Here is a 23,918-nt window from a genome sequence, read left to right as displayed (position 1 = left end):
TCAAACAGAGGGTGAAAGGGTGGATTTGGGTAGCAGCGGCGCGCTGGCTGACGGCCCGCTGCGACCACGCCGCAGGGCTTCTTGCAGTTGGTCGATGGCTGTCTCCGGCGAAGCGGCCGCGGTAATGCCGCTGATCACCGCCACACCGGCGGCGCCGCACGCGGCAGCCTCTTCCGTGCGTGCCACGTCCATGCCGGCGATGCCGACCACCGGCACAGGCAGCAGCTTGCACCAGTAGGCCAGGTTGTCATTGCCCTGCGGGATCCAGGGCATGGCCTTGGCCTGGGTCGGGTGGATCGGCCCGCAGGCGATGTAACTCGGCTGCAGCGCCCAGGCGCGGCAGACTTCCCAGTAGGCATGGGTGCTGATGCCCAGCCGCAGGCCGGCTTGGCTGATCGCGGCCAGGTCGGCAATGTGCAGGTCTTCCTGGCCCAGGTGCACGCCGTAAGCGCCCTCCTCGATGGCGAGCTGCCAGTGGTCGTTGATGAACAGCTGGGCGCCAGTGGCGGTGGTGGCCCGAATGCTCTGGCGAATTTCCTCGCGCACCATTGCGCTGTGCTGTTCACCCTCTGCGTCCTTGATACGCAGTTGCACCGTGCGCACGCCGGCGGCTACCACACGCGCCACCCAGTCGGCGCTGTCGACCACGGCGTACAGGTCCAGGTCCGCGTCGCTGAGCGCCGCGAAACCGCTGACGGTTGTCGCCTGGGGCAGGCTGAAAAACGGCAGATTGTCGCTGCGCTGCGCAAAGTCGGGGCGTGGCTGCAGCGAGATCGTTCCAGCAGTTTGGCTCAGGGCGTCGCTTCTTGCCATGCAGGCGATCACCAGAGCGTCGATGACCACAAAACCCTGGGTCAGCGCTCGCGTGACAGCGTCGACGAACACGTTGTCCCCGCCGGCATGGGTGAGGCGGCGTGAGGGGTAGCTCAGCCAGCCGCTGGCTTGCGGCGTGTCGGCATAGTCACCGTCCTCGCCGGTGATCACGACCGATGCGCCAAGGGCGGAGCGCAAACGCGCAGCAGCCTGCGCCACGATCTCCGGCTGGCCCAGTGTGGGAAGACCCAGCAAAGTGGCGGCTTCGTGGCGATTCAGGCACAGCAGGACTGGGCCCGGCGACGCGCTGATCTGCAAGATGCGTTGTTGAATCTGCTGCGCGTTGGTAACAAAAGTCCAGACCGTGGAATTCATGGCGACGCTCACAGTACAAAAGGCCGGCCAGTCACCGGGGTGGATGCAACCGCCATGTCCTGCTGGGCCATGATTCCGGCCTCCCAGGCCAGCCGTCCGGACTCAATGCCGAGTTTGAACGCGCGCGCCATTTGTACCGGGTCGCGCGCATGGGCCACGGCCGAGTTGAGCAGCACGGCGTCGTAACCCAGTTCCATGGCCTGCACCGCATCGGCCGGAGAGCCGATGCCGGCATCGACGATCAGCGGCACATCGGGCAGGCGCGCGCGCAGTGTGCGCAAGGCATAGGGGTTGATCAGGCCCTGGCCCGAACCGATCGGTGCGCCCCAGGGCATCAGGATGCGGCAGCCCGCGTCCAGCAGGCGTTGGCAACTGACCAAATCGTCGGTGCAGTAGGGGAACACCTCAAAGCCGTCGCGGACCAGTTCGGTCGCAGCAGTGATCAGCTCAAAGGGGTCGGGCTGCAGCGTGTGTTCGTCGCCGACCACTTCGAGCTTGATCCAGTTCGTGCCGAACAGCTCGCGCGCCATCTGCGACAGGGTGACGGCTTCGCGCGCGCTGCGACAGCCGGCGGTGTTGGGCAACAGGCGGGCGCCGCTGGCGCGGATCATCGAATAGAAATCGTTTTGTGTACTGGCGCCGCCAGACGCCATCTGACGCTTGAGTCCGACAGTCACCACTTCCGCGCCGGAGGCGGCAATCGCCGCCTGCAGCACCTGCGGTGAGGGGTAGCTGGCAGTGCCAAGGAAAAAGCGGCTCTCGAGTTCAACGCCCGCGATCTGGAAATTCATGTCTAGCCTCCCGTGATGGCCTGAAATGTGAAAACGGCGTCGCCGTCGGCGAGCGTCTGGGTGGCGCGCGCATCCCGCGCCACAAATTCGCCGTTGACAGCGCTCGCGAAGGAGGCGGCTGGCTGGCCGTTGGCCGCCAGTGCGTCGGCCAGCGTGCTGCCAGTCGGCAACTGCCGCGCTTCGCCGTTGACGGTGATGGTGATGGAGATCATGTTTTATTTGTCATTGCGGGCTTGACCCGCAATCCATGCGTGCGAGCCAGCACAGTGGTTCCTGTGGGATGGAGCCGGATCGCGTTCGGGATGACAGACAGGGGTGGTGATTCCATCGTAGCGTGTCATGCCAGGTTATTAAGCGTTTGTTCTACCAGCGCCGGTGCGATCAGCCAGCCGTGGCGGAACAGGCCGTTGATGCGTACCAGGCCGGGAGACTGTTCCACGCGCGGCAGATTATCGGGCAGCGCGGGGCGCAGATTGGTTTCGGAATGAACCACGCGTGCCTCGGCGAGTTCCGGGATGATGCTGTGCGCGGCCGCCAGCAACTCGACCGTGCTGCGCAGCGAGATCGGCGAACGGTCCTCGCTCTCGATTTCGCTGGCGCCGACGACGATGTGATCGCCTTCGCGCGGCACCAGGTAAACGCGGTGGCGCGGGTGCAGCAAACGCACCGGGCGCTGCAGTGTCACACCGGGCGCATGCAGCCAGAAGATTTCGCCACGCACGCCACGCACCTCTGGTGTGAAGCCATCGCTGGGCGAGCGCTCTGTCAGCGCGGGCCGAGCCCCAGTGCCGCGCACATCAAACACACAGTCGAATTTTTTCAGACCCCGGTGCGTGTGGATTTCTCCGGCCTGCAGGCGCTGCACCGTGACACCCCAGTGGAAAATCGCACCGGCTGCATGGGCCCCATGGGCGAGCGCCGCCATGGCCTGAACGCTGTGGATCTGCCCTTCGTGCGGCAGCAGCCAGGCCTGGACCGCGCCGTGGATGGACGGTTCGAGTTGACGCAGCGCCGCCGCATCGAGTGGCTGCGGCGCGTGGCCTGCCGGCGCCTTGTGCAGCAGCAGGTCCACCACGCGGCGGGCCGCGCCTTCGTCGCCGCGGTGCGCGAGCAGCAGGCTGCCGCGCCGGTGCAACTCCACCGGCTGGTCCAGCGCCGCCACGATGCCTGGCCAGAGTTCCAGGGAACGCAAGCCGAGCGCGAAGACGTTTTCGTCGGCCGACTCCAGCTCGGCTGTGGGGCTGAGCATGCCTGCCGCCGTCCAGCCGGCGGCGTACACACCTGCGCCAGGGGCCTGCGGTCCGGACGCCGGGTCAAAAACCTCGACCGAATGGCCGGTCCTGGCCAGCTCGAAAGCCAGCAGCCGCCCCAACAGGCCTGCGCCTGCGATACCGATGTGCATGGATGTGTCCGCCCTTGTCAGCGTGGGTTCAAAGTTTCTGGATGGGGATGTAGATTTCGCTGCCGCCGTCGCGGAACTCGGCCGATTTTGCCTGCATTCCCTGCGCCAGCGCCGCGGCCTCGTCCAAGCCCTGTTGCGCCGCAAACGCGCGTACTTCCTGGCTGATTTTCATCGAGCAGAATTTCGGCCCGCACATGGAGCAGAAATGCGCCACCTTGCTGACTTCCTTGGGCAGGGTTTCGTCGTGAAATTCGCGCGCTGTGTCCGGGTCCAGCGACAGGTTGAACTGGTCGTGCCAGCGGAATTCGAAGCGCGCCTTCGACAGCGCCTCGTCGCGTGCGCGCGAGCCCGGGTGGCCCTTGGCCACGTCGGCCGCGTGCGCGGCGATCTTGTAGGCAATGATGCCCTGCTTGACGTCCTCGCGGTCCGGCAGGCCCAGGTGTTCCTTGGGTGTGACGTAACACAGCATGGCCGTGCCGTACCAGCCGATCATGGCCGCGCCGATGGCGCTGGAGATATGGTCATAACCCGGCGCGATGTCGATGGTCAGCGGGCCCAGGGTGTAAAACGGCGCTTCGTGGCAATGCTTGAGCTGCTCGTCCATGTTGGCCTGGATCATGTGCATGGGCACATGGCCGGGGCCTTCGATCATGGTTTGTACATCGTGTTTCCACGCGATTTTTGTGAGCTCGCCCAGGGTGCGCAGCTCGGCAAACTGGGCTTCGTCGTTGGCATCTGCGCCCGAGCCGGGCCGCAAGCCGTCGCCCAGCGAAAAACTCACGTCGTAGGCCTTCATGATGTCGCAGATGTCTTCGAAGTGCGTGTACAGAAAGTTTTCCCGGTGGTGCGACATGCACCACTTGGCCAGGATGGAGCCGCCGCGCGAGACGATGCCGGTGCGGCGATTGGCCGTCATCGGGATGAAGGGCAGGCGCACGCCGGCGTGGATGGTGAAGTAGTCCACACCCTGTTCGGCCTGCTCGATCAAGGTGTCGCGGTAAATCTCCCAGCTCAGGTCTTCGGCGACACCGCCGACTTTTTCCAGCGCCTGGTAGATCGGCACCGTGCCGATGGGCACCGGCGAGTTGCGGATGATCCAGTCGCGCGTGGTGTGGATGTTTTTGCCGGTGGACAAATCCATCACGTTGTCGGCACCCCAGCGAATCGCCCAGACCAGTTTTTCAACTTCTTCCTCAATGCTGGAGGTGACGGCCGAGTTGCCGATGTTGGCGTTGATCTTCACCAGGAAGTTGCGGCCAATGATCATCGGCTCCAGCTCGGGATGGTTGATATTGGCCGGGATGATGGCGCGGCCGCGCGCCACCTCGTCGCGCACAAACTCGGGCGTGACGAATTCGGGCAACTGCGCCCCCATCGGGTTGCCGCGCACGCGGGTGGCGCGTTCGGCATCACCGAGGTACTCGGCCATCCATTCGCGTTTCGTATTTTCGCGCAGCGCGATGTATTCCATCTCGGGCGTGATGATGCCGCGCCGCGCGTAGTGCATCTGGCTGACGTTGGCGCCAGCCTTGGCACGGCGCGGTGTGCGCTGTAGGCCGGCAGCCTGGGCGCGCAGGGCGGCAATGCGCTGGGTTTCCGGGTCCGACGGATCGGTGCGGTCTTCGCGGCGCGTGCCGTCGTCCACCGCCTGAGCTGCGCGGCCGGTGTAAATCTCGGTGTCGGCGCGCGCGGCTATCCACGGTGTGCGCAAGGCTGCCAGCCCACGGCGCACATCGATGTCGGCGGTCGGGTCGGTGTAGGGCCCGGAGGTGTCGTAAAGCGTCGCCGATTCGCCGTTGCTCAAGCTGACTTCGCGCATCGGTACCTGCAGGTCCGGGTGCAACAGGCCGGGCACGTAAATCTTGCGTGAGGCCGGAAACGGCTCGCGGGTTTGCGAGAGCAGTTGGGCGAACTTGTCGGGAGCGTTCATCGGAGCATCCTTCACGTGTCACTTGACACAAAATGCTCCGAAGGTGTGGCCAGGCACCCGCGCGGGTGGTGGTCGTTGACTGGTCAGCCGGGAAGCGGTGGCAGTCAGCTCTTCTTACGTCGGTACGAACCGATTCAAGTTCACGGGTTTGGGTTGGCCATCTCAGCAGCCCGACCACCATGGTCGGGCTGCACCCCGGAGCAAAGCCATTCTAGTGCCTGAACCGATCCGGTCAAGCTGCGCGTGTTTCTGGATGTCAGATCGGCGCGGGCTCTTTTTATCTGACGCCGCTGGAGGCTGATGCTGCAAGCTGAGGTCGCTGCCTGGTGACCTCATAGGACCCGAATACCTCTCGAGCACTGCGAGTTTCCGGGAGGATGTAGACCACGCCGCTGGTTCCGGAGAAGGTTGGACCTACAAATTTGTCGTAGAAAGCCGCTGGGACATTGATGCAGCCGTAGGAGATCCGGTTGTCCAAAGGTGTGGCGCTCTCCAGCCGCTCTGCACGCTGCTCCGAGGGCTTGCCCTTGACCACACGATGCAAGGCAAGCGCGGTGTTGTAGTCCACCCAGAGCAACTCCTGGCCGCGCGTGTCGCGGTCCAGCGAGGCCACAAACCGGCCGGCGGGGGTGGTCCGTTCGGCAGGCAGGATGCTGGAGAGCGGTCGCTCGCCGATGCCGGGGGTGGAGTCGTCGCCGCGTGCCTGGCCCAGCAGCGCGGCTGCCGCACCGCGCAGGCGTCCTGAAGGATCGAACAGCAGCACCCGAGCGTTGACCTTGTCGATGATCATGAAGGGCATGTCCTGGTTGTCGCGCGAGTCGACCACCCAGTCGGCAAGCTGTACCGCTGGGGCAGATGCCTGCTCTTGCCCAAGGCCGGCTCGTCGCGGCGGACCCGTTGGCAAACTTTGCGGGAGTACGGCTGGCACACTGATCTCCTGCCGTTCGCCCTCCATTTCAACTTTGGGCGCCCGGTCGCTCGCCCAGGCCGAGCCGCCGCTGAGGGCAAGCGCGATCAGCTTGTAAGCCACGTGGTGCGGCCGGGCGACATGTTCGGGGTTTGCGCGACGGTTCACAGCGAATGTCGGCTTCTAGTTGCGAACGGGCCGGGGTGCGTAACGCGGTGCGATATAAGGCCTTGGCGGAAGGAAGGGAATGGCGGTAGGCACCACCTCTTCTTCTTCCGCCAGCGCGACAAACACACCACTGGTGTCGGCAAAGGGTGCTGGCATCAAGTTGGAGGGGAAGCGGGCAAAGCTGGCCAGAGCAATGGCAGCCAGGCTCATGAAAGGAAGCGCCGGGGTAATGGTGCCTGTGGTCTTGCTCACAATCGGGCCGCAACACGCCGTCGCCAGCGCAAATTGATTGGCATTGGGGCCGCCCAGGCGGTAACCGGTAAAGCTCACGGTTTTGCCTATGCCCGGCGCTGCGGTGCTGAAGGTGGCGGTGCTGCCGGGGTCCGCGATCAGGCTGACACCTGCCGGGTTGCCCTTCAGGGAGACCAGCGTGGCCGTGGTGGTGCCGTCGAACGTTTTCGTGACTTCAGGAAACACCAGCATACGTTGGGTCAGGATGCTGTCCGTGAGGATGAACTTGGGCGCGTAGTCCGTTGGTGTTGTGTACGAAGTCGGGTTGTAGTTGATGGTGACCGGTGCATTCGGTCCTGTGACGGTTGGACGATCTGCACCGCTGACATTGATGATGACCGTGCCACCGGCTACGCCGGGACCGGTGCCGTCGGTATCTGACGTGAGCGTCAGGCCCAGCGGTATGCCCAGACTGCGGGAAGGAATGCTGGTGCCCCGGGTCAGGGTGATCTTGGCGTTGACGTTGACATCGTTGGCAGCACACATCATCAGATTGCCGTCGGTGACCGTGATGGCTGCGTTTTGGTTGACATTGCGGCCAGCGCTCAGGGAAACGCTGCCTCGGGTGGTGGTGATGGCAGCGTTCACATTGATGTCCCTACCGCAACAGACCACAAAATTCCCGTCCACCGCCGTCACGGCCGCGTTGATGTTCACATCCCGGTCGGCGTTCAGTGTGAGGGTCGTCGGGGTACCGGCAGCCACCCAGCTCACCACTTCATTAACGAAAATATCGCCATTGCCGGGCCCGGGTGCCGTGGTGATGTTGACGTTGTTGTTGACCAACTGGGCAGAGAGGGTGGCACCCGAGATGTTGCCGCCCGCACCGATGATGAAGTCCTGCGGGTCGATCAGCCAGGTGCCCATCAGCCCCTGCGGCGCATGGGTGGTGACCCGAACGCCGTCCCTGATGGTGACGTTTGCCGCCGATGTCTCGATAAACCCGCCGTTGCCGCCGTTCGGTGCGCTGGCGTCCAGTGTCCCGCCCACGTCCATGGTGCCGGTGCTCATGTCGCCCAACAGCAGGATGGTGCCGTTGCGGCTTCCAATGGTCTGGGCCTGAACCACCCCGGTGTTGTTGACCGCCGTGTGCAACAGGCTGCCCGCCGCTTGCGCGGTCATCAGCACCTTGCCGCCATCGGCGCGGATGATGCCACCGTTGTCCACCAGCGCGTTGACTGCGCCTTGTGTCACCGACACCCGGAGCAGCCCGTCGCCGGCGAGATCGAGTGTCGCCGCCTGGCCGCCGACCAGCGCCACGGTTCCCAGGTGCGCGCTGATCACGCCCCGGTTGATGACAGTTTTGCCCATCAGTGCCACATAACCCCCGTCGGCTGCATTGATCGTGCCCTGATTCACTACCGTACCGTTGCCGGCGTTGGCAAAACTGTAGTCGCCGGACATGAATTTTGCGTCGCTGAGACTCATGGTGGTTGCCACCAGGCCACCGACGTTGACTTGTGCGCCGCTGCCAAACATGATGCCGTTCGGGTTGAGTAAAAAAACCTTGCCGTTGGCCGACAGGTTGCCGAGGATGCTGGAGGCGTCGGCGCCCAGCACGCGGTTCAGGGCGACGGAGGTGCTGCCGGGCTGCACAAACTGCACCGTTTGGCCGGCGGCAATGCCGAAACTTTGCCAGTTGATCACCGCGTTGGCGGTGGATTGCTGGACGGTCATGGTGGAGGCGGTGCTGGAAATAGTGGCGGAGCCGGCTGCAACCACACCGTTGGCGGGCAGGGCGTGAGCGATGCTCCCGAATGTGAGCATCAGACAGGCCGGCAAGAGACTCAACGCAAAGCGCGATCGGCTCGCGCCACTGCCGGCGCCGGACGACTTCCCGCGGCCCTTGCCTGCTGCGTTCTCGGCGACGGCGACGCAGGTGCCGGATCTGGTGCTCCAGACGGTTCGGTAAATGTGGTTCATGGGGTGTCCTTCAAAACTTGTCAGTAGGAATTGGCTGCTACGCGGGTCAGAAATACTTGACGGCCTGGATCCAGAAACGTCCGGATTTGTCGGGTGCCGAGGTGGCGGCCGAGTCTCCGAGCTTGCGTGCGTAATAGGTCCTGATCGCAAAGTTGCCGGGATCGCCCCAGGTCAATCCCAGGCCGTAAGCGCCCAGGCTGCGGTGGTTGTTGCCCGCGGCCCAGGGCTTCTTGTTGATGGTCACCGTTCCGCCATCCAGGAAGCCGATCAGATGAACCTGACCCGGTAAATTTTCCGGTTTGGGCAGGCGCAAACGGGCCTCCAAGGTGATCAGATAGCCCTGGTCGCCAAAGGCCTCGCCCTGCGGATAGGCTCTGACACCATCCATGCCGCCCAGCACCATCTTCTCGGATGCGTCCAGGTTTTTTGAGGCCAGTTGCCCATTGACACCGGCATACAGGGACAAGGTGTCCGTCATGCGCTGCAACCTGCTGGCACTGAAGGCGAGCTTGCCGTAAGAGCCATTGGTGCGGGCACTGGCCGCATCGGCCGCAAGTGCGACAGGTGTTTCAATGTCCAGGTTGCCCGCAGACAGCCCGAGCGAAAAAGCGCTGACCCCGCCGCCGCCCAGTTGGTCACTGTGATTGCCGTACAGGCTGCCGGTGACAACATTGGCCTTTTTGTCAACCACCGAGGGAATCACGTCGATGCGGTCCTGGAAGGTCCGGTGGTCGTAGTTGAGTCCGGCGTTGAGGTTGGTGTTGCGTGAGCGGATCAGCGGGTAGCTGCCGTAAACGCTGGCGACTTCTGCCGTGCCGTTGGCCTGCAGCGGCGCAAATTCCTTGCCGAGTTCATAGGCCAGGCGGCTGTAAGCCACACCTGCGGTGGCTTTGCCGAACTGCATCTGGTAGGAAGCGCGGCCGTAGTTGAGCCCCGACCCTGAGCTCACTGCGCGCAGGCTGAAGACGTCACCGCGTCCCAGCAGGTTGTTCACATTCAGCGTGCCACCCAGGCGGTATTCCCCGGTGTAGCGGTTACCGGCGTTGTCCACGTCGACGCTGCCGCTGATACGTTTGCCCGGCGTGATGTCGACCACCAGGTCCGAACTGCCGGGCGTATCGCCGGGCACCAGTGTGGACTTGACGTTGACACCTTGAAGGTCGGAGAGCAGCAGCAGCCGGTTTTCCAGCGTGTCATTGGTGATGGCGTCGCCGCTGTTGACGCCGCCCAGGATGTCGCGGACCAGGGCGTCGGACAAGTTGGTCTGGTTGTTCAGGACGATTTTTCCGTACTGCCCTTCGCTGACCGCAATGGTCAGGGCGTTGTCCTTGACGTTTTGCGCAGGCAGGTAGGCACGGGCGACAAAGTAGCCGTTTTTCCGGTAATGGTCGGTGATGCGCGTGGCCATGGCCTGCAGCTCTGCCAGTGTCAGCTCGGAGTTGGGCACAAAACCTGTGAGCGCGAGAAGCTCGGTCTCGGAAAAAACGCGGGAGCCCGTGATTTGCAGGCTTTTCACCAGAATTTTTGCGGTGCTGGGTGCTGATCTGACCGGCGCCGTGCCTTCCTGAATACGGATTTCGGGCGCCGCTTTTTGCGGAACAGGCGTGGGTGGAAGCTGCTGGATCTGGCTTCCAGCACCCGGAAGCTGTTGCGCCAGGATGCCCTGGCTCAGTGCCAGCAGCGCGAAGGGGAGAGCTCCCCGTGCCAGCAAGGTGGGCAGCGGGGTGCGACCTGGGCAGAGCGTGCGGGGACGTGGTGCAGGGCTGGAAGAGGCGGGTGGGAAAGTTAGGGTGGTCATGGTGGTTGCCCGGAAGTTCAACCCCATGGTGTGCGTAATCTTTGTTAAAAAAAGTAGGACAACTCGCTGCGGATTCGTGGTTGAATAACTAAAATCACTATTTTGTTACCAATCAGTAACTTTGATAAATTTGATATTTTATCAAATTTTCACGATCGCTGTTTGTTCGGGGAAAGCCGAAGCAAGGAGAAAACGGCGCGCGATGGCTGACTCGGCTCGCCGTCAAGCCGAGGCGGCGGGCTCAAGCGGGTGTGTATGCCAGCCGCACGTAAATCGGCGCGTAGGCCTCGGCCTGGGTCACGTCGACCAGGCCTTCCTTGGACAGTTCGAGCAGGGCGATGAAAGTGACCACCAACACCGGCATGCCGCGCGACGGCTCGAACAGGTGCTCGAACTCGACAAACTTCTGACCTTGCAGCTTGCGGAGCACAATGCTCATGTGTTCGCGCACCGAAAGCTCTTCACGGCTGATCACATGGTGCTGGACCAGTTTGGCGCGTTTGACAATGTCGCGCCAGGCCTCCTGCAGGTCCACCACCGTGACATCGGGAAAACGCGGCTGCAGCGCCTGCTCCACATAAACCTGCGCACGCAGGAAGTCGCGGCCATATTGCGGAATTTCATTGAGCTTTTGCGCGGCCAGCTTGATCTGCTCGTACTCCAGCAGGCGCCGTACCAGCTCGGCACGCGGGTCCTCCGCTTCCTGGCCGCCGGCCATTTTTTTCGGCGGCAGCAGCATGCGCGACTTGATCTCGATCAGCATCGCCGCCATCAAGAGGTATTCGGCGGCCAGTTCCAGATTGGTGGTCCGGATTTCATCGACATACACCAGGTACTGGCGCGTGACCGCCGCCATCGGGATGTCGAGAATGTTGAAGTTCTGCTTGCGGATCAGGTACAGCAGCAAGTCCAACGGACCTTCAAAAGCTTCCAGAAAGACCTGCAGCGCATCCGGCGGGATGTACAGGTCCTGCGGCATCGCAAACAGCGGCTCGCCATACAGTTTGGCCAGCGCCACCTGGTCAATCACGCCCGGCATGCCGGGCAGCGTCAGCATCCCCGTGGGCTGGCCGGAGTCGGAAGGGGCGGGGGGCAATTCGGTGATGCTGGACATGGGAGATGCAGTCGCGCTCACTTGCTATAAAAAAAGTAGCTATCGGCACACGCCCAGCATGGGCTGGAGGCCTTTTTTACCATGAATAAAGGCTTATTTGCTGTTCGGGTGGCCGCTGGTGCCGTAAACATAGGGCTGCTGCGGCACGGCGGCGTCCAGGTAGTCGGCCTGCTCGGACAGGTCCAGCTTCTTGTCCCACCAGATGGCGCGCCCCTGGCGCTGCTCGGCCTCCAGCGTGGGCTTGTTGGCCTTGAGTTCTTCGATGAAGCTGGTGACTTCCGAGGTGTAGTGCGGCCGGGCGAAGAGGGACATGGGATTAAACTGCCTGAAGCTAAAGTTGACTGATTTTACCGGGGACCGCCATGCACCTGCCTTTTTTTGCGCTTCTGGAGAAGGCGGCGCCGGTAGTTCCTGTTTCCGGAAGGTGGCTGCTGATCATGGGACTGTTGTCGGCCCTGCTGGGCCTGGTGGGCTGTGACCCCCAGCGTATTGCCCAATTGGAGGAGGGCGTGGCCACCGAGGCCGACGTGCGCACGAAGTTCGGCGAGCCTGAAAAGATCTGGAGCGCCGCCGACCTCTCCGGCAACCCCTTTCCCGGCGCGGCGGCCCAGCCCGGCGCCCGGACCTTCGAGTACAACCGCCAGCCCCAGGGCCAGGTCAACTACATGATCACCATCGCCGCAGACGGAAAAATGAGTGCCCTGCGACAGGTGCTCACGCCGCAGAACTTCGCGCTGGTGCTGCCCGGCATGTCCATGGAGCAGGTCCGCAAGATGCTCGGCAAGCCCATGAAAATCACGCCGATGGCGCTCAAGCGCGAGACCCATTACGAGTGGCGCTACAGCGACGGACCGAACACGCCGCGGATTTTCAGGGTCGAGTTTGACAGCGACCTGAAGGTGCTGCGCACCGGCTCGGTCCCCGACGAAAGCCAGCCCGGTGTCAACGGCAATGTAACCTGAGTCGGAAATAAGAGACAAATCGGCCCCCAGCCCTTTGCGCACGTGCGCAAGCAGCTATCGAATTGATAGTGTTTCAGGCTTCCTCGATTTTGGCCAAAAAGCCGGATCGCTCCATCACCCGGCGCGGCTGGGCGTTCAGGCCAGCCATCACCAGGCGGCCTTCGCGCAGCACGATGGCCTTGTGCAACTGTCCCAGCACGTCCAGCCCCGAGGCGTCCAGCGACTGCAGCGACTGGGCATCAAGCCGCACCAGCAGGCCGCGCGGCGCACTTTCGACCGCCGACAGGATCGGGTCGATCTTGGCGACCGCGCCGAAAAACAGCGAGCCGTAGAGCTGGAAGCAGATGGCATCGTCACTGCGCGCCGTCTCCACCACCTGGAACAAAGTGCTCATGCGCCGCACAAACAGCACGCAGGCCAGCAGCAACCCGACCTGCAGCGCCACCGTCAGGTCAAAAACCACCGTGAGGAAAAAGGTACCCAGCATCAGCAGGCGGTAATGGCTGCTGTACTGGCGCATCAGCACAAATTCGTGCCATTCACCCATGTTCCAGGCGACATAGAGCAGGATGCCTGCCAGCACCGCCAGCGGCACATGCATGGCCAGCGGTGCGGCCACCAGCACAATCACCACCAGTATCAGCGCATGCACCAGCCCGGCGACGGGGGATGTTGCGCCGGCACGCACATTGGTCACGGTGCGGGCAATCGTGCCGGTGGCCGGCATGCCGCCGAAAAAGGGCACGACAAAATTGGCCACGCCCTGGGCCATCAATTCCTGATTCGGGTCATGTTTGGGCAGGCCTGAGAGCTGGTCGGCCACGCGCGCGCACAGCAGTGACTCCACCGCGCCCAGCATGGCAATCGTCAGCGTGGGCGCAAACAGCAGACGGACCGTGTCCCATGAAAAGTCGGGCAACGCAAACGCCGGCAACGCGCGCGGGATGCCGCCGAAGCGCGAGCCGATGGTTTCGACCGGCAAGTCCAGGAAAAACGCAAACGCGGTCAGCGTGACCAGCGCCACAATCGGCCCCGGCACGCGAGACGCTGCGCGGGTGGCGCGCACCAGTTGCACCCCTTCCACGGCCTGTACCACCTTGACCAGGCGCGCTGCCAGACCCTTGCCTGCCGCATCGCGCGGCGCAAACAGCTTGGGCCACAGAATCAGCCCCAGAAAACACACCAGCCCCAGGCCCAGCGCGTAGGCGTTGAAGGAGTCAAGGTTGCGGCTGATCGCCTTGATCTGCGAGAAAAAATCCGCCGGCATTTTTACGATTTGCAGGCCCAGCAGCTCCTTGAGCTGCGACAGCGCGATCAGCACTGCAATGCCGTTGGTAAATCCCACCACAATGCTGACCGGCACATAACGCACCAGCGTGCCCATCTTGAGCAGGCCCAGCAAAAACAGCAGGACCCCGGCGCAGGCGGTTGAAATCAAGAGGTTTGGCAGCCCGTAACGCTCGACAATGCCGTAGACAATCACGATAAAGGCGCCGGCCGGCCCGCCGATCTGCACCGCCGAGCCGCCCAGCAGCGCAATCAGGCCACCGGCAATGATGGCGGTCCAGATGCCGGCCTGCGGCGACAGCCCCGAGGCAATCGCGAACGCCATGGCCAGCGGCAGCGCGACAATTCCGACGGTCAGGCCCGCGCCCAGGTCTTTGCCGAAGCGCTCCCGTGTGTAAGCTTTCAGGGCAGTCAGCAGGCGGGGACGGAAAGGGGCCAGGTATGCAGGCAGATTCATCGAAAAATGCAGATCGTTTGCGCCGTGTGTCCTGCAATTGCGGGATGTCAGGCGGCAAGCCCCTTGGTAAAGTGCGGTCAGGCTTGGAGTTACAGGCCACTCATACTGTCGATGACTATCTTAAGCCGCTGCTCCCGCTTTACATGCACCTTTTTCTCCATCGGCTGATACTGGCTTTTGCCTGTCCTGAACTGCGCGGCGGCTCAGCCGGCCGCCGCAGCGCGGTGCTGACGCTCCTGGTAGCCGTGCTGCTGGTGCTGACCGGGCCGATTCAGGCATCGCGCGACAGCGGCCCGGCCACCTGGCAATGGCTGGGCCCGCACGGCAATGGCCTGGTCCTCATTGATGCCTCCGGCCAGCAGACCGTCCCTGAAATATGGCAGCGCTTTGAGCGCGGCGAGGGTTCGCCGGTGCAGCCCGACCGGATCATGCCGACCGGTGGACCGGCTTCGATGTGGTACCAGCTCAGTTTGCCGGAAGTGACTGTGCCTACCACGCGCGTGTTGGCGGTTCCACACCCTGGCATGAACCGGGTCGAGTTGTACCGCCCCGCCGAGGAAGGCAACTGGTTTGCCCAATATTCAGGCGACTCGATTGCGGTAGCGAGCTGGCCGCTGCGTTATTTGCACCCGGCCTTCGAGTTTGTGCAGCAGCCGGGCGAGGTCCGCCCGACTTACCTGCGCGTTCAGCACAGCCACCCCATCAATGTGCGCTGGACCCTCTGGCACATGCGTGATTTCCAGGAGTCCAGCAAGCGCTGGCATTTGCTGCTGGGCGCTTACCTGGGGCTGGTGGCCCTGGTGATTTTGCTGTGCATGGTCAATGCCTGGAGCTGGCGTGACTCCATCCATGCCTACTATGCGGCCTATGTGGTGGTGGTGGCCATCGGCCAGTTGTCGCTGACCGGCCTGGCGGGTGAGTATTTCTGGCCGCACAACCCCTGGTGGAACGATGTGGCCTCCAATGTGCTGCCGATTGCAGGCGCGGCACTGGGACACCTGTTTATGCGCGAACTGGTGGTGGACCGTGGCGAGCGCTGGGCGACCCACCTGATGCTGGCCATGGCTGCGGCCGGTGGTGTTCTGGCCCTCTGTTTCATTTTTTTAGGGCGCGATCCGTTTTTTGCCATCACCGGCCCGTATTACATCGGCAGTTTTGTGATTTATCTCGGCGTGGCGCTCTGGTATGCCTGGCGCATCCCGCGCGTCGGCCTGTGGCTACTCGCCGGTATTCTGGCGGTGCTGGCCGGCTCGGTATTTCCCATCCTGCGCAACATGCAACTGGTGCCTTTGTCGTTCTGGACGCAGTACGGGGCGCAATTGGGCGCGGCAGTCGAGATACCGCTGCTGCTGATTGCGCTGTACCTGCGCAGCCGCGAGCGCCGTGACAACCAGATGCGGGTGGGTGCCTTGTCGCGGGTCGATCCGCTGACCGGTATGGCCAACCACCGGGTGATGCTGGCGCGGCTGGAGCATCTGCTGCAGCATCAACAGCGCGATCCGCAGGCCGGCGTGGTGTTGCGTGTGCGAATCGGCAATATTCAGGAGATACGCGCCGAGTATGGCCTGCAGGTCGCGCAAACGGCGCTGGTGCATGCAGGCGCCTGCGTCATGCAGGTGGTACGCGAGGGCGACACGGTCGCGCGTCACCGCGACGGGGATTTTGTGGTCATTCTTGAGGGCCATTTCACGCGCGACCAGGTCGCCGAGGTGGGGCAGCGCCTGATTGCACGTGGTCTGGCGCCCAGCGACATTCTGCCGCCAGGCACCGTGCTGCAACTCAAGGTCGCGGTCGCTGGCCATCCCTTCCAGGCTCAGGGGGTGGCACCGCTGCTGCAGACGCTGGAAGCGGCCGTCAGCGAACTCGCCGCGCGGCCGGGTAAAGCCCTGCGTTTTGTGGGCTGAGCGGCGCTTATCTGACCCGCATGCCGGGCAAAGCGCCCGCCACCGGCTCCAGCACGTAAATGCCGGGCTGCGCCTTGTCGTCGGCGTGGCTGGCGGCCAGCACCATGCCTTCGCTGATGCCAAACTTCATCTTGCGCGGCGCCAGGTTGGCGACCATGACCGTGTGTTTGCCAATCAGGTCAGCCGGTTTATAGGCGCTGGCGATGCCGCTGAAGACATTGCGCATTTTTTCTTCGCCCACGTCCAGCGTCAGGCGCAGCAGCTTGGTTGAGCCTTCGACGGCTTCGCAGTTGACGATCAGCGCGATGCGCAGGTCGATCTTGCTGAAGTCGTCGATGCTGATAACGGGGGCCAGCGCTTCGCCGCCCGGCGCTATGGATTCGATAGCTGCTTGCGGTTGTTCCGTCTGGGCTGGAGGTTCAAACAGTGCATCAAGTTGCTTGATGTCGACGCGTTGCATGAGGTGTTCAAATTTCTTGATACGCACCGTCTCAGAATGGCCAGCCCATGAATCGAGCGATATGTCGAGCAGTGCGGCTGCACTGGCCGCCGTTGCAGGAAGGACAGGCGCCAGCATTCTGGTCAACACTTCAAAACAACGGATCAGGCTGCTGCACACCTTGTGCAGCTCAAGTGATGCACCTTCGCTCTTTGCCAATACCCAAGGCTTGTTTCTGTCGACATATGCATTGACTTTGTCAGTCAAGAGCATGATTTCCCTGGTGGCCTTGCCAAACTCACGGGAATCAAAAAGGATGCCCACCGAAACTTGAGCGCTGACAATTTCGGCGTAAAGGCGCTGGCCTTCGTCGTCAATATCCTGAGTGGGTAAAACGTCGCCATTAAAACGGGTGTTCAAAAAGCCCGCGGAACGGCTGGCGATGTTGATGTATTTGCCGACCAGGTCGCTGTTGACCCGCGCCATGAAGTCATCGGCATTGAAGTCGATGTCCTCGTTCTTCGCATTGAGCTTGGCCGCCAGGTAATAACGCAGCCACTCCGGGTTCATGCCCAGGCTCAGGTACTTGAGCGGGTCCAGGCCGGTGCCGCGACTTTTGCTCATCTTCTCGCCGTTGTTCACGGTCAGGAAACCGTGCACAAAGATGTTGTCGGGTGTCTTGCGGCCGCTGAAGTGCAGCATGGCCGGCCAGAACAGGGTGTGGAAGGTGACGATGTCCTTGCCGATGAAGTGGTACTGCTCCAGGCCTGGCGCGGCCATGTAATCGTCGTAACTCTCACCACGCTTGTCGAGCAGGTTTTTCAGCGAGGCGAGGTAACCGACTGGCGCGTCCAGCCACACATAAAAATACTTGCCCGGTGCATCGGGGATCTCAATGCCAAAGTAAGGCGCGTCCCTGGAGATGTCCCAGTCGCCCAGGCCTTCGCTCTGCGTGCCGTCGGGATTGGTGCGAACACTGAACCACTCCTTGACCTTGTTGGCGACCTCGGGCTGCAGCTTGCCGTCTTGCGTCCACCTTTCAAGAAAATCCACGCAGCGCTGGTCAGACAGCTTGAAGAAAAAGTGCTCTGAATTTTTGAGAACGGGTGTTGCGCCCGACAAGGCCGAATACGGGTTGATCAGGTCGGTGGGCGCATACACCGCGCCGCAGTTTTCGCAGTTGTCGCCATACTGGTCTTTTGTGCCGCACTTGGGGCAGGTGCCCTTGATGTAGCGGTCAGGAAGAAACATGTTCTTTTCGGCATCAAAAAACTGCTCAATGACTTTTGTCTCGATCAGCGAGCCTTCGGGGTTGTCACGCAGGTCGCGGTAGATCTGTCGTGCCAGTTCATGGTTCTCCGGCGCGTCGGTCGAGTGCCAGTTGTCAAAACTGATGTGAAAGCCATCCAGGTAAGGCTTGCGGCCCGCGGCAATGTCGGCCACGAATTGCTGTGGCGTCTTGCCGGCCTTTTCCGCGGCGATCATGATGGGCGCGCCGTGGGCGTCGTCAGCGCCGACAAAATTGACCGCGTGGCGCTGCATGCGCTGGAAACGCACCCAGATGTCGGCCTGGATGTACTCCATGATGTGGCCGACGTGAAAGTTGCCGTTGGCGTAGGGCAGGGCGGTGGTGACGAAAAGGCGGCGCTGGGTCATAAGGGGGCTTTGTGGCTTTGGAGGCTAACCGGCGATTTTAAGTCGGGCGCGCGCAAAAGCCGGCTCAATCCCCCATGCCCGGCCGGTTGGGTGCGCGGCGTTAGACTTGGCGACAAGTACGCAGGCCGACCCGGCCTTGTCAGCATCAATCGGAGACTTTCCCCCATGGCAGTAGAACAACAAGCCATCCTGAACGCCCTGCAAGGCGTGCTGGACCCCAATACCGGCAAGGATTTTGTCAGCACCAAGGCGCTCAAGAACCTGCAGATCAGCGGTGACGACGTGGCTTTTGACGTCGAGCTCGGCTACCCCGCCAAGAGCCAGCTCGCCGGCATCCGCAAGCTGCTGATCGCGGCAGTCAAGGGTGTGGCCGGTGTCGGCAACGTCTCGGTCAACGTCAGCTTCAAGATCGCCAGCCACAGCGTGCAGCGCGGCGTACAGTTGCTGCCCAATGTCAAAAACATCGTGGCGGTGGCGTCCGGCAAGGGCGGCGTGGGCAAAAGCACGACAGCCGTCAACCTGGCGCTGGCCTTGGCCGCCGAGGGTGCCAGCGTGGGCCTGCTCGACGCCGATATTTACGGTCCTAGCCAGCCCATGATGATGGGCATCGAAGGCCGGCCTGAAAGTGTGGATGGCAAAAACATAGAGCCGATGGAAAACTACGGCATCCAGGTGATGTCGATTGGTTTTCTGGTGGCGCAGGACGAAGCCATGATCTGGCGCGGCCCGATGGCGACCCAGGCGCTGGAGCAGTTGCTGCGCCAGACCAACTGGCGCGACCTCGACTACCTGATTGTCGACATGCCGCCCGGCACCGGCGACATCCAGTTGACGCTGAGCCAGCGCGTGCCCATGACCGGCGCGGTGATTGTCACCACGCCGCAGGACATTGCGCTGCTCGATGCCAAAAAAGGCATCAAGATGTTCGAAAAAGTGGGCGTGCCGATTCTGGGCATTGTCGAGAACATGGCGGTCCACATCTGCAGCAACTGCGGCCACACCGAACATATTTTTGGCCAGGACGGTGGCCGGAAGATGGCGGCCGACTACGGCATGAGCTACCTGGGTGCGTTGCCACTGGACATGCAGATCCGCTTGCAGGCCGACAACGGCCGGCCGACGGTGGTGGCCGACCCGGACGGCGAGGTCGCCGGCATCTACAAGGCCGTGGCGCGTCAGGTGGCGATCACCATTGCCGCCAAGGCCAAAGATTTTTCCAGCAAATTCCCCAGCATCAAGATTTCGAAAGATACCTGAGTCCGGGCCTGCCATGACTTCTTCCGGCTTTCTCCTGCAGTCGCCCCCCGAGGCGGGGGTGCAGCGACCCTGCGTTGGTGTTGCGGTGCTGATGCGCCGCGAGCGTATCGACAACCGCTGGCAACCATGGCGCTGGTCACTGGCCGACATCGTGCCCCAGGAAGATGGCTTCGGGTCGCAACCGCGCCTGTTGCTCAAGGACGAGCACGAAGAGCGCTGGCTGCACCCCGGCTTCAGGGTCCAGCTATTCACCGACGACGCAGAAGGTTACTACCTCAATGTTTCCACGCCTCAGCCCTGTTTCTGGGTGGTCTGGCGCATGGAGGAAGAGCCTGGTTTGGCCGATGAGCCGGTCGCCGTGCCCCAGACCGTGACGCTCAGTTATCACGATGCCGGACGCTGGCTGGATGCGCAGGAAACGGTGGAACAGGTGGCCGCGCCGCGCGATGTGGTGGAGTGGGTGCAGGCCTTTGTCGATGCCCACTACGTGCTGGAGGCCAAGCGCCGTCAACGCCCGCAAAGCTTCAAGCCACTGCAGGACAGGTTTGGCAATCCAGCGCGTGTGAGCACCGACAAGAAGTCTGGACGCGGTGGCCATGGCTGAAGAGTCCCCTGGATTTCTGGGCCGCTGGGCCCGCCGCAAGACCGCCGTGGCGCAGGGCAAGCCGGTTGCCGAGCCGGTGGCGCCTGTGCCTTCGCCGGTCGCGCCTGTTCCTTTGCCGGCCGCAGTTTCACCGGCAGTTCCGACGCCGGGCGCGGTGTCGTCGGCGCCAGCCCCGGCGACTGACGCAGCCAGCGAACCCGAAAAAATCCTGTCGCTTGACGATGTGAAGCTGCTCACCAAGGACTCGGACTTCAAGCCGTTCATGGCTGGCAACGTTGGCCCTGAAGTGCGCAACGCGGCCATGAAGAAACTGTTTGCCGACCCGCATTTCAACATCATGGATGGCCTCGATATCTACATCGACGACTATTCGAAATCTGATCCCATTCCCGAGTCCATGCTGCGGCAGATGACCAGTTCGAAGTTTCTCAAGCTGTTCGACGCTGAAGAAGAAGATGCGGAGGCACAGAAAGCCCCGGAGGCTGCATTACCGCGGGATAATGCGAATGAGCCTTCGGACCAATCCGTGGCACAGTCCTCTGAAGATTCGGATCTCAACCGTCCGGACCTGCCCCACCCCGAACATTCGAGCCAACCCGAGCCATTGCCTGGCTCCGGCGCCAGCCAAGAAGACCATGCCCACACTGATTTGCGACTGCAACCAGACGATGCCGCTCCAGCCCCAGACGCTGGGTGCAGCACTTAACGAAACCCTGACCCTCCATTCGGCGCTGTGCAGGCGCGAGGCCGGGGCCTTCCAGAAGGCGGTTCAAACGGGCGATGACGTGATCGTCGCCTGCACCCAGGAAAAGCGCCTGTTCGCCGAGGTGGGGCAGCAAACGACTGGCGCCAGTTCGGTGGTCAAGTTCGTCAACATTCGCGAAACCGGCGGCTGGGGCGCGGACGCTTCGCGCGCCATGCCCAAGATCGCGGCCTTGCTGGCGGCGGCACATCTTCCGGACGCCGAGCCTGTGGCCACGGTGACCTACAAAAGCGCGGGCCGGCTGCTCATCGTTGGCGCGCTGGACCAGGCGGAACAGGTCGCGGCGCTGGTCGCCGACACACTGGACGTAACCATTTTTGCGCGCGGCGTTTCCCCCCAGCCCCAGCCCGGTTTTCCGGGCCAGGAGCGCAAGTACCCGGTCATCAGCGGCGACAAGCTCACGCTTGCGGGCTGGCTCGGTGCCTTTGAAGCCAAATGGGAAAAAAGCAATCCGATTGATCTGGACCTGTGCACCCGCTGCAATGCCTGCGTGGCCGTGTGTCCCGAAGGTGCGATAGACCTCAGCTACCAGATCGACAGCAACAAGTGCACCTCGCACCGCGATTGTGTGGCTGTCTGCAAGGTGGCCGGCGCCATCGACTTCAGCCGCGAGGCCCAGCCGCTCAGTGAGACCTTCGACCTGGTGCTGGACCTGGGTGCCAAGCCGCTGGTGGCGCTGCATGCGCCGCCGCAGGGCTACTTTGCCCTGGACGGCTCGCAGGGCCTGGCTTCGCCTGGCTTGCTGGCGACAGTGGTCAAGCTGCGTGACATGGTGGGCGAGTTCGAAAAACCCAAATTTTTCGCCTACAAGCAGTCACTGTGTGCCCACAGCCGTAACGAAACCATAGGCTGCAATGCCTGCGTGGACATCTGTTCGGCGGGCGCGGTCAGCAGCCAGAAGGAACGCCAGCAGATTGTTGTCAATCCCAACCTGTGCATCGGTTGCGGCGCCTGCACCACGGTATGCCCCACCGGCGCGCTGACCTATGCCTACCCGCGCGCCAGCGAGCAGGGCGTGCGCCTCAAGACCTTGCTGACCACCTATGCCAAGGCCGGTGGCCGCCAGGCGGTGGTGTTGTTTCACAGCCAGGGCAGCGGTCACCAGGCAGTCGAAGCGCTGGGCCGCGCCGCGCAATTGGACAAAAACCTGCAAGGCATGCCTGCCAACATCATTCCCCAGGCTTTGTGGCACACCGCGAGTGTGGGACTGGACCTCTGGCTCAGCGCCATAACATTTGGCGCGTCCCAGGTGGCCGTGCTGGTGACCGACGAAGAGGCGCCCGGCTATCTGGCGGGACTGGCTGAGCAAATGGCGGTGGCCCAGGCCGTGCTTCACGGCATGGGCTATACCGGCCAGCACTTTCACTTGCTCAAAGGGCCTGATGCGTCCGGCGCCGGGGCGCTGGCCGCGCTGGATGCCAGCCTGAAAAAGCTCGCCGGCAATCAGCCGCTGGTCCCGGCAGCGGCGGCCCGGTTTGCGGTGGCCCAGGAAAAGCGCAGCACGCTGGACATGGCGCTGGACCATTTGATGACGCAGGCGCCAGCGTCTTTGCCGGAGTGGATTGAGCTTCCTGCGAAGGGCTCGCCGTTTGGCAGCCTGCTGGTCAACAAGGACGCCTGCACCTTGTGCCTGAGTTGCGTCAGTGCCTGCCCGTCCAGTGCGCTGCAGGACAACCCGGAGCGGCCGCAACTCAGGTTCATCGAGAAAAATTGCGTGCAGTGTGGCTTGTGCGCCACGACTTGCCCGGAAGATGCCATCACGCTGGTGCCACGCTTGTTGCTCACACCGCAGAGAAAGGAAGCGCGCGTGCTCAACGAGAGCCAGCCTTACCAGTGCATACGCTGCAGCAAACCCTTCGGCACCCTGAAAGCGATTGAGTCCATGCTGGGCAAACTTGCGGGTCACGCCATGTTCCAGGGCGCGGCGGCCGAGCGCTTGAAGATGTGCAGCGACTGCCGCGTCATTGACATCTATTCGGCCGACAACGAAGTCAAGATCACCGATATCTGATAACACCGTATTGCCATGACCCTGCCAGCCCAACTCCTGTCGTCCAGCCTTGACGAAGAAACCGCCCGCGCCGAAGTTTATGGCCTGCTGGCGGCGCTGTATTACGCGCCGCCTTCCGCAGCCTTGCTTGACAACCTGCGGGTGGCTGTGACGGAGGCGCCCGCCGCGGGGGCCCTGCTCGAAGCCCCGTGGGGTGAACTTGTAAAAGCCGCACGCAACTTGTCGCATGAGGCCATTGCCAGGGAATACGATGCGCTGTTCGGCGGCGTGGGCAAGCCCGAGGTCTACCTGTTCGGCTCCCACTACCTCAGCGGCTTCCTCAACGAGAAACCGCTGGCGGCCCTGCGCACCGACCTCGAAGCGCTGGGGCTGGCGCGCGACGACGCCATGTCCGAAACCGAAGACCATATTGCCTATGTGTGCGAGGTCATGCGTTACCTGATTGCGGGCGAGGATGTGGAGGTTGCCAATCTGACGCGCCAACGGGAATTTTTTGCGCGTCATCTCCAGCCCTGGGTCAGCATGGTGTGCGACGCGGTTGCCGCCCACCCGAAGGCAGATTTTTATCGCAGCGTGGCTGGATTTACGCAGGTCTTTGTCAGCGTTGAAGCGCAGGGCTTTGACATGCTGGTCTGAAAATGGAAGTTCATTTTTCTCAAAATGAAACAGTTTTGCCCGACTGCTGTGGTCAGGGTAAAAACTAAGTCTACTTATCTTCTCCTATCGTTTTCCCTTAAGCATGCGCTTGATTGGTGCGCCGTCATTGATCTGTAAGTAGGAGTGACGTAAAGTAGGCATGCAAATCATTTCATAGCAAGCTTCCTTTGGAGACATACATGCAGGACAGCCAGCCAAAACCCTCGCGCCGGGGTTTCTTTTTCGGCGCCGCCGCCACGGGTGCGGCTGCAGCAGCGGTGGTCGCGCTCCCGCGCATGCAGGTTCAGGAAGTTTCAATTCCGGAGCCCAAGCCCGCGCCTGAAAAAGGCGGCGGTTACAGCTTGTCGGAGCACGTCAAGCACTACTACCGCACCACCCGCATCTAGTCTCAAGCCCATCCCGGCCTCAT

General features: G+C 62.6%; 20 protein-coding genes and 1 riboswitch. Of the genes, 8 read left to right on the top strand and 12 right to left on the bottom strand.

The window, feature by feature from the left end:
- The 10 genes from ACH2CW_RS05095 to ACH2CW_RS05050 form a co-directional block, all read right to left on the bottom strand.
- A complete protein-coding gene (locus ACH2CW_RS05095; RefSeq protein WP_395055757.1) occupies positions 1 to 1,188 on the bottom strand; it encodes a thiamine phosphate synthase in 1,188 nt (395 codons plus the stop codon).
- An 8-nt stretch (positions 1,189 to 1,196) separates the two neighbouring features.
- Positions 1,197 to 1,979 carry a thiazole synthase gene (locus tag ACH2CW_RS05090; protein ID WP_395055756.1) on the bottom strand — a complete coding sequence of 261 codons (783 nt, stop codon included), beginning with the start codon at positions 1,977 to 1,979 and terminating at the stop codon, positions 1,197 to 1,199.
- Between the two features lie 2 nt (positions 1,980 to 1,981).
- The gene (thiS, locus tag ACH2CW_RS05085) at positions 1,982 to 2,191 is read right to left on the bottom strand and encodes a sulfur carrier protein ThiS (protein ID WP_395055755.1); all 210 of its coding nucleotides are present in this window, start codon (positions 2,189 to 2,191) and stop codon (positions 1,982 to 1,984) included.
- 125 nt (positions 2,192 to 2,316) lie between these two features.
- Complete coding sequence (gene thiO, locus ACH2CW_RS05080) at positions 2,317 to 3,381, bottom strand: glycine oxidase ThiO (protein WP_395055754.1); 1,065 nt, start codon at positions 3,379 to 3,381, stop codon at positions 2,317 to 2,319.
- Positions 3,382 to 3,409: 28 nt separating this feature from the next.
- On the bottom strand, positions 3,410 to 5,311 hold the full coding sequence (thiC, locus tag ACH2CW_RS05075) for a phosphomethylpyrimidine synthase ThiC (RefSeq protein WP_395055753.1): 1,902 nt from the start codon (positions 5,309 to 5,311) through the stop codon (positions 3,410 to 3,412).
- Positions 5,312 to 5,405: 94 nt separating this feature from the next.
- A riboswitch (TPP riboswitch) is annotated at positions 5,406 to 5,519 on the bottom strand.
- Positions 5,520 to 5,588: 69 nt separating this feature from the next.
- Complete coding sequence (locus ACH2CW_RS05070) at positions 5,589 to 6,386, bottom strand: hypothetical protein (RefSeq protein ID WP_395055752.1); 798 nt, start codon at positions 6,384 to 6,386, stop codon at positions 5,589 to 5,591.
- A 15-nt stretch (positions 6,387 to 6,401) separates the two neighbouring features.
- Positions 6,402 to 8,600, bottom strand: coding sequence for a filamentous hemagglutinin N-terminal domain-containing protein (locus ACH2CW_RS05065; protein ID WP_395055751.1), 2,199 nt, complete (start codon positions 8,598 to 8,600; stop codon positions 6,402 to 6,404).
- A 46-nt stretch (positions 8,601 to 8,646) separates the two neighbouring features.
- Positions 8,647 to 10,398, bottom strand: coding sequence for a ShlB/FhaC/HecB family hemolysin secretion/activation protein (locus ACH2CW_RS05060; RefSeq protein WP_395055750.1), 1,752 nt, complete (start codon positions 10,396 to 10,398; stop codon positions 8,647 to 8,649).
- 241 nt (positions 10,399 to 10,639) lie between these two features.
- Entirely contained in the window at positions 10,640 to 11,512 is an 873-nt protein-coding gene (locus ACH2CW_RS05055) for a segregation and condensation protein A (RefSeq protein ID WP_395055749.1), read from the bottom strand.
- Positions 11,513 to 11,605: 93 nt separating this feature from the next.
- Entirely contained in the window at positions 11,606 to 11,824 is a 219-nt protein-coding gene (locus ACH2CW_RS05050; protein WP_395055748.1) for a DUF3460 family protein, read from the bottom strand.
- Positions 11,825 to 11,949: 125 nt separating this feature from the next.
- Between ACH2CW_RS05050 and bamE the strand changes: the two genes are divergently transcribed.
- Entirely contained in the window at positions 11,950 to 12,474 is a 525-nt protein-coding gene (gene bamE / locus ACH2CW_RS05045) for an outer membrane protein assembly factor BamE (protein ID WP_395056141.1), read from the top strand.
- Between the two features lie 73 nt (positions 12,475 to 12,547).
- On the opposite strand, the gene ACH2CW_RS05040 is transcribed toward bamE, so the two are convergent.
- Positions 12,548 to 14,218, bottom strand: coding sequence for a SulP family inorganic anion transporter (locus tag ACH2CW_RS05040; protein ID WP_395055747.1), 1,671 nt, complete (start codon positions 14,216 to 14,218; stop codon positions 12,548 to 12,550).
- A 143-nt stretch (positions 14,219 to 14,361) separates the two neighbouring features.
- Between ACH2CW_RS05040 and ACH2CW_RS05035 the strand changes: the two genes are divergently transcribed.
- Positions 14,362 to 16,122 carry a 7TM diverse intracellular signaling domain-containing protein gene (locus ACH2CW_RS05035; RefSeq protein ID WP_395055746.1) on the top strand — a complete coding sequence of 587 codons (1,761 nt, stop codon included), beginning with the start codon at positions 14,362 to 14,364 and terminating at the stop codon, positions 16,120 to 16,122.
- 7 nt (positions 16,123 to 16,129) lie between these two features.
- Here the strand turns inward: ACH2CW_RS05035 and metG are convergent, their stop codons facing one another.
- Positions 16,130 to 18,217, bottom strand: coding sequence for a methionine--tRNA ligase (gene metG, locus ACH2CW_RS05030; RefSeq protein ID WP_395055745.1), 2,088 nt, complete (start codon positions 18,215 to 18,217; stop codon positions 16,130 to 16,132).
- Positions 18,218 to 18,382: 165 nt separating this feature from the next.
- Between metG and apbC the strand changes: the two genes are divergently transcribed.
- The 6 genes from apbC (at position 18,383) to ACH2CW_RS05000 (ending at position 23,895) form a co-directional block, all read left to right on the top strand.
- Positions 18,383 to 19,474, top strand: a complete 1,092-nt coding sequence (gene apbC, locus ACH2CW_RS05025; protein WP_395055744.1) for an iron-sulfur cluster carrier protein ApbC — start codon at positions 18,383 to 18,385, stop codon at positions 19,472 to 19,474.
- Between the two features lie 91 nt (positions 19,475 to 19,565).
- Positions 19,566 to 20,078, top strand: a complete 513-nt coding sequence (locus tag ACH2CW_RS05020; protein ID WP_395056139.1) for a DUF3305 domain-containing protein — start codon at positions 19,566 to 19,568, stop codon at positions 20,076 to 20,078.
- The gene (locus tag ACH2CW_RS05015) at positions 20,071 to 20,784 is read left to right on the top strand and encodes a DUF3306 domain-containing protein (protein ID WP_395055743.1); all 714 of its coding nucleotides are present in this window, start codon (positions 20,071 to 20,073) and stop codon (positions 20,782 to 20,784) included. The genes ACH2CW_RS05020 and ACH2CW_RS05015 overlap by 8 nt, the downstream gene beginning before the upstream one ends.
- Positions 20,714 to 22,852, top strand: a complete 2,139-nt coding sequence (locus ACH2CW_RS05010; RefSeq protein ID WP_395055742.1) for a 4Fe-4S binding protein — start codon at positions 20,714 to 20,716, stop codon at positions 22,850 to 22,852. The genes ACH2CW_RS05015 and ACH2CW_RS05010 overlap by 71 nt, the downstream gene beginning before the upstream one ends.
- Before the next feature lie 15 nt (positions 22,853 to 22,867).
- Positions 22,868 to 23,488 (top strand): molecular chaperone, encoded by a 621-nt coding sequence (locus ACH2CW_RS05005; protein ID WP_395055741.1) that lies wholly within the window; start codon positions 22,868 to 22,870, stop codon positions 23,486 to 23,488.
- Between the two features lie 200 nt (positions 23,489 to 23,688).
- Positions 23,689 to 23,895, top strand: a complete 207-nt coding sequence (locus ACH2CW_RS05000; protein WP_395055740.1) for a formate dehydrogenase — start codon at positions 23,689 to 23,691, stop codon at positions 23,893 to 23,895.
- The last annotated feature ends 23 nt before the right edge of the window (positions 23,896 to 23,918 follow it).

This window comes from Polaromonas sp., assembly GCF_043778355.1.
Classification (GTDB): Bacteria; Pseudomonadota; Gammaproteobacteria; order Burkholderiales; family Burkholderiaceae_C; genus Polaromonas.
The sequence above is the reverse complement of the archived record's forward strand: the minus strand, read 5'-3'. Positions and strand labels throughout refer to the sequence as shown.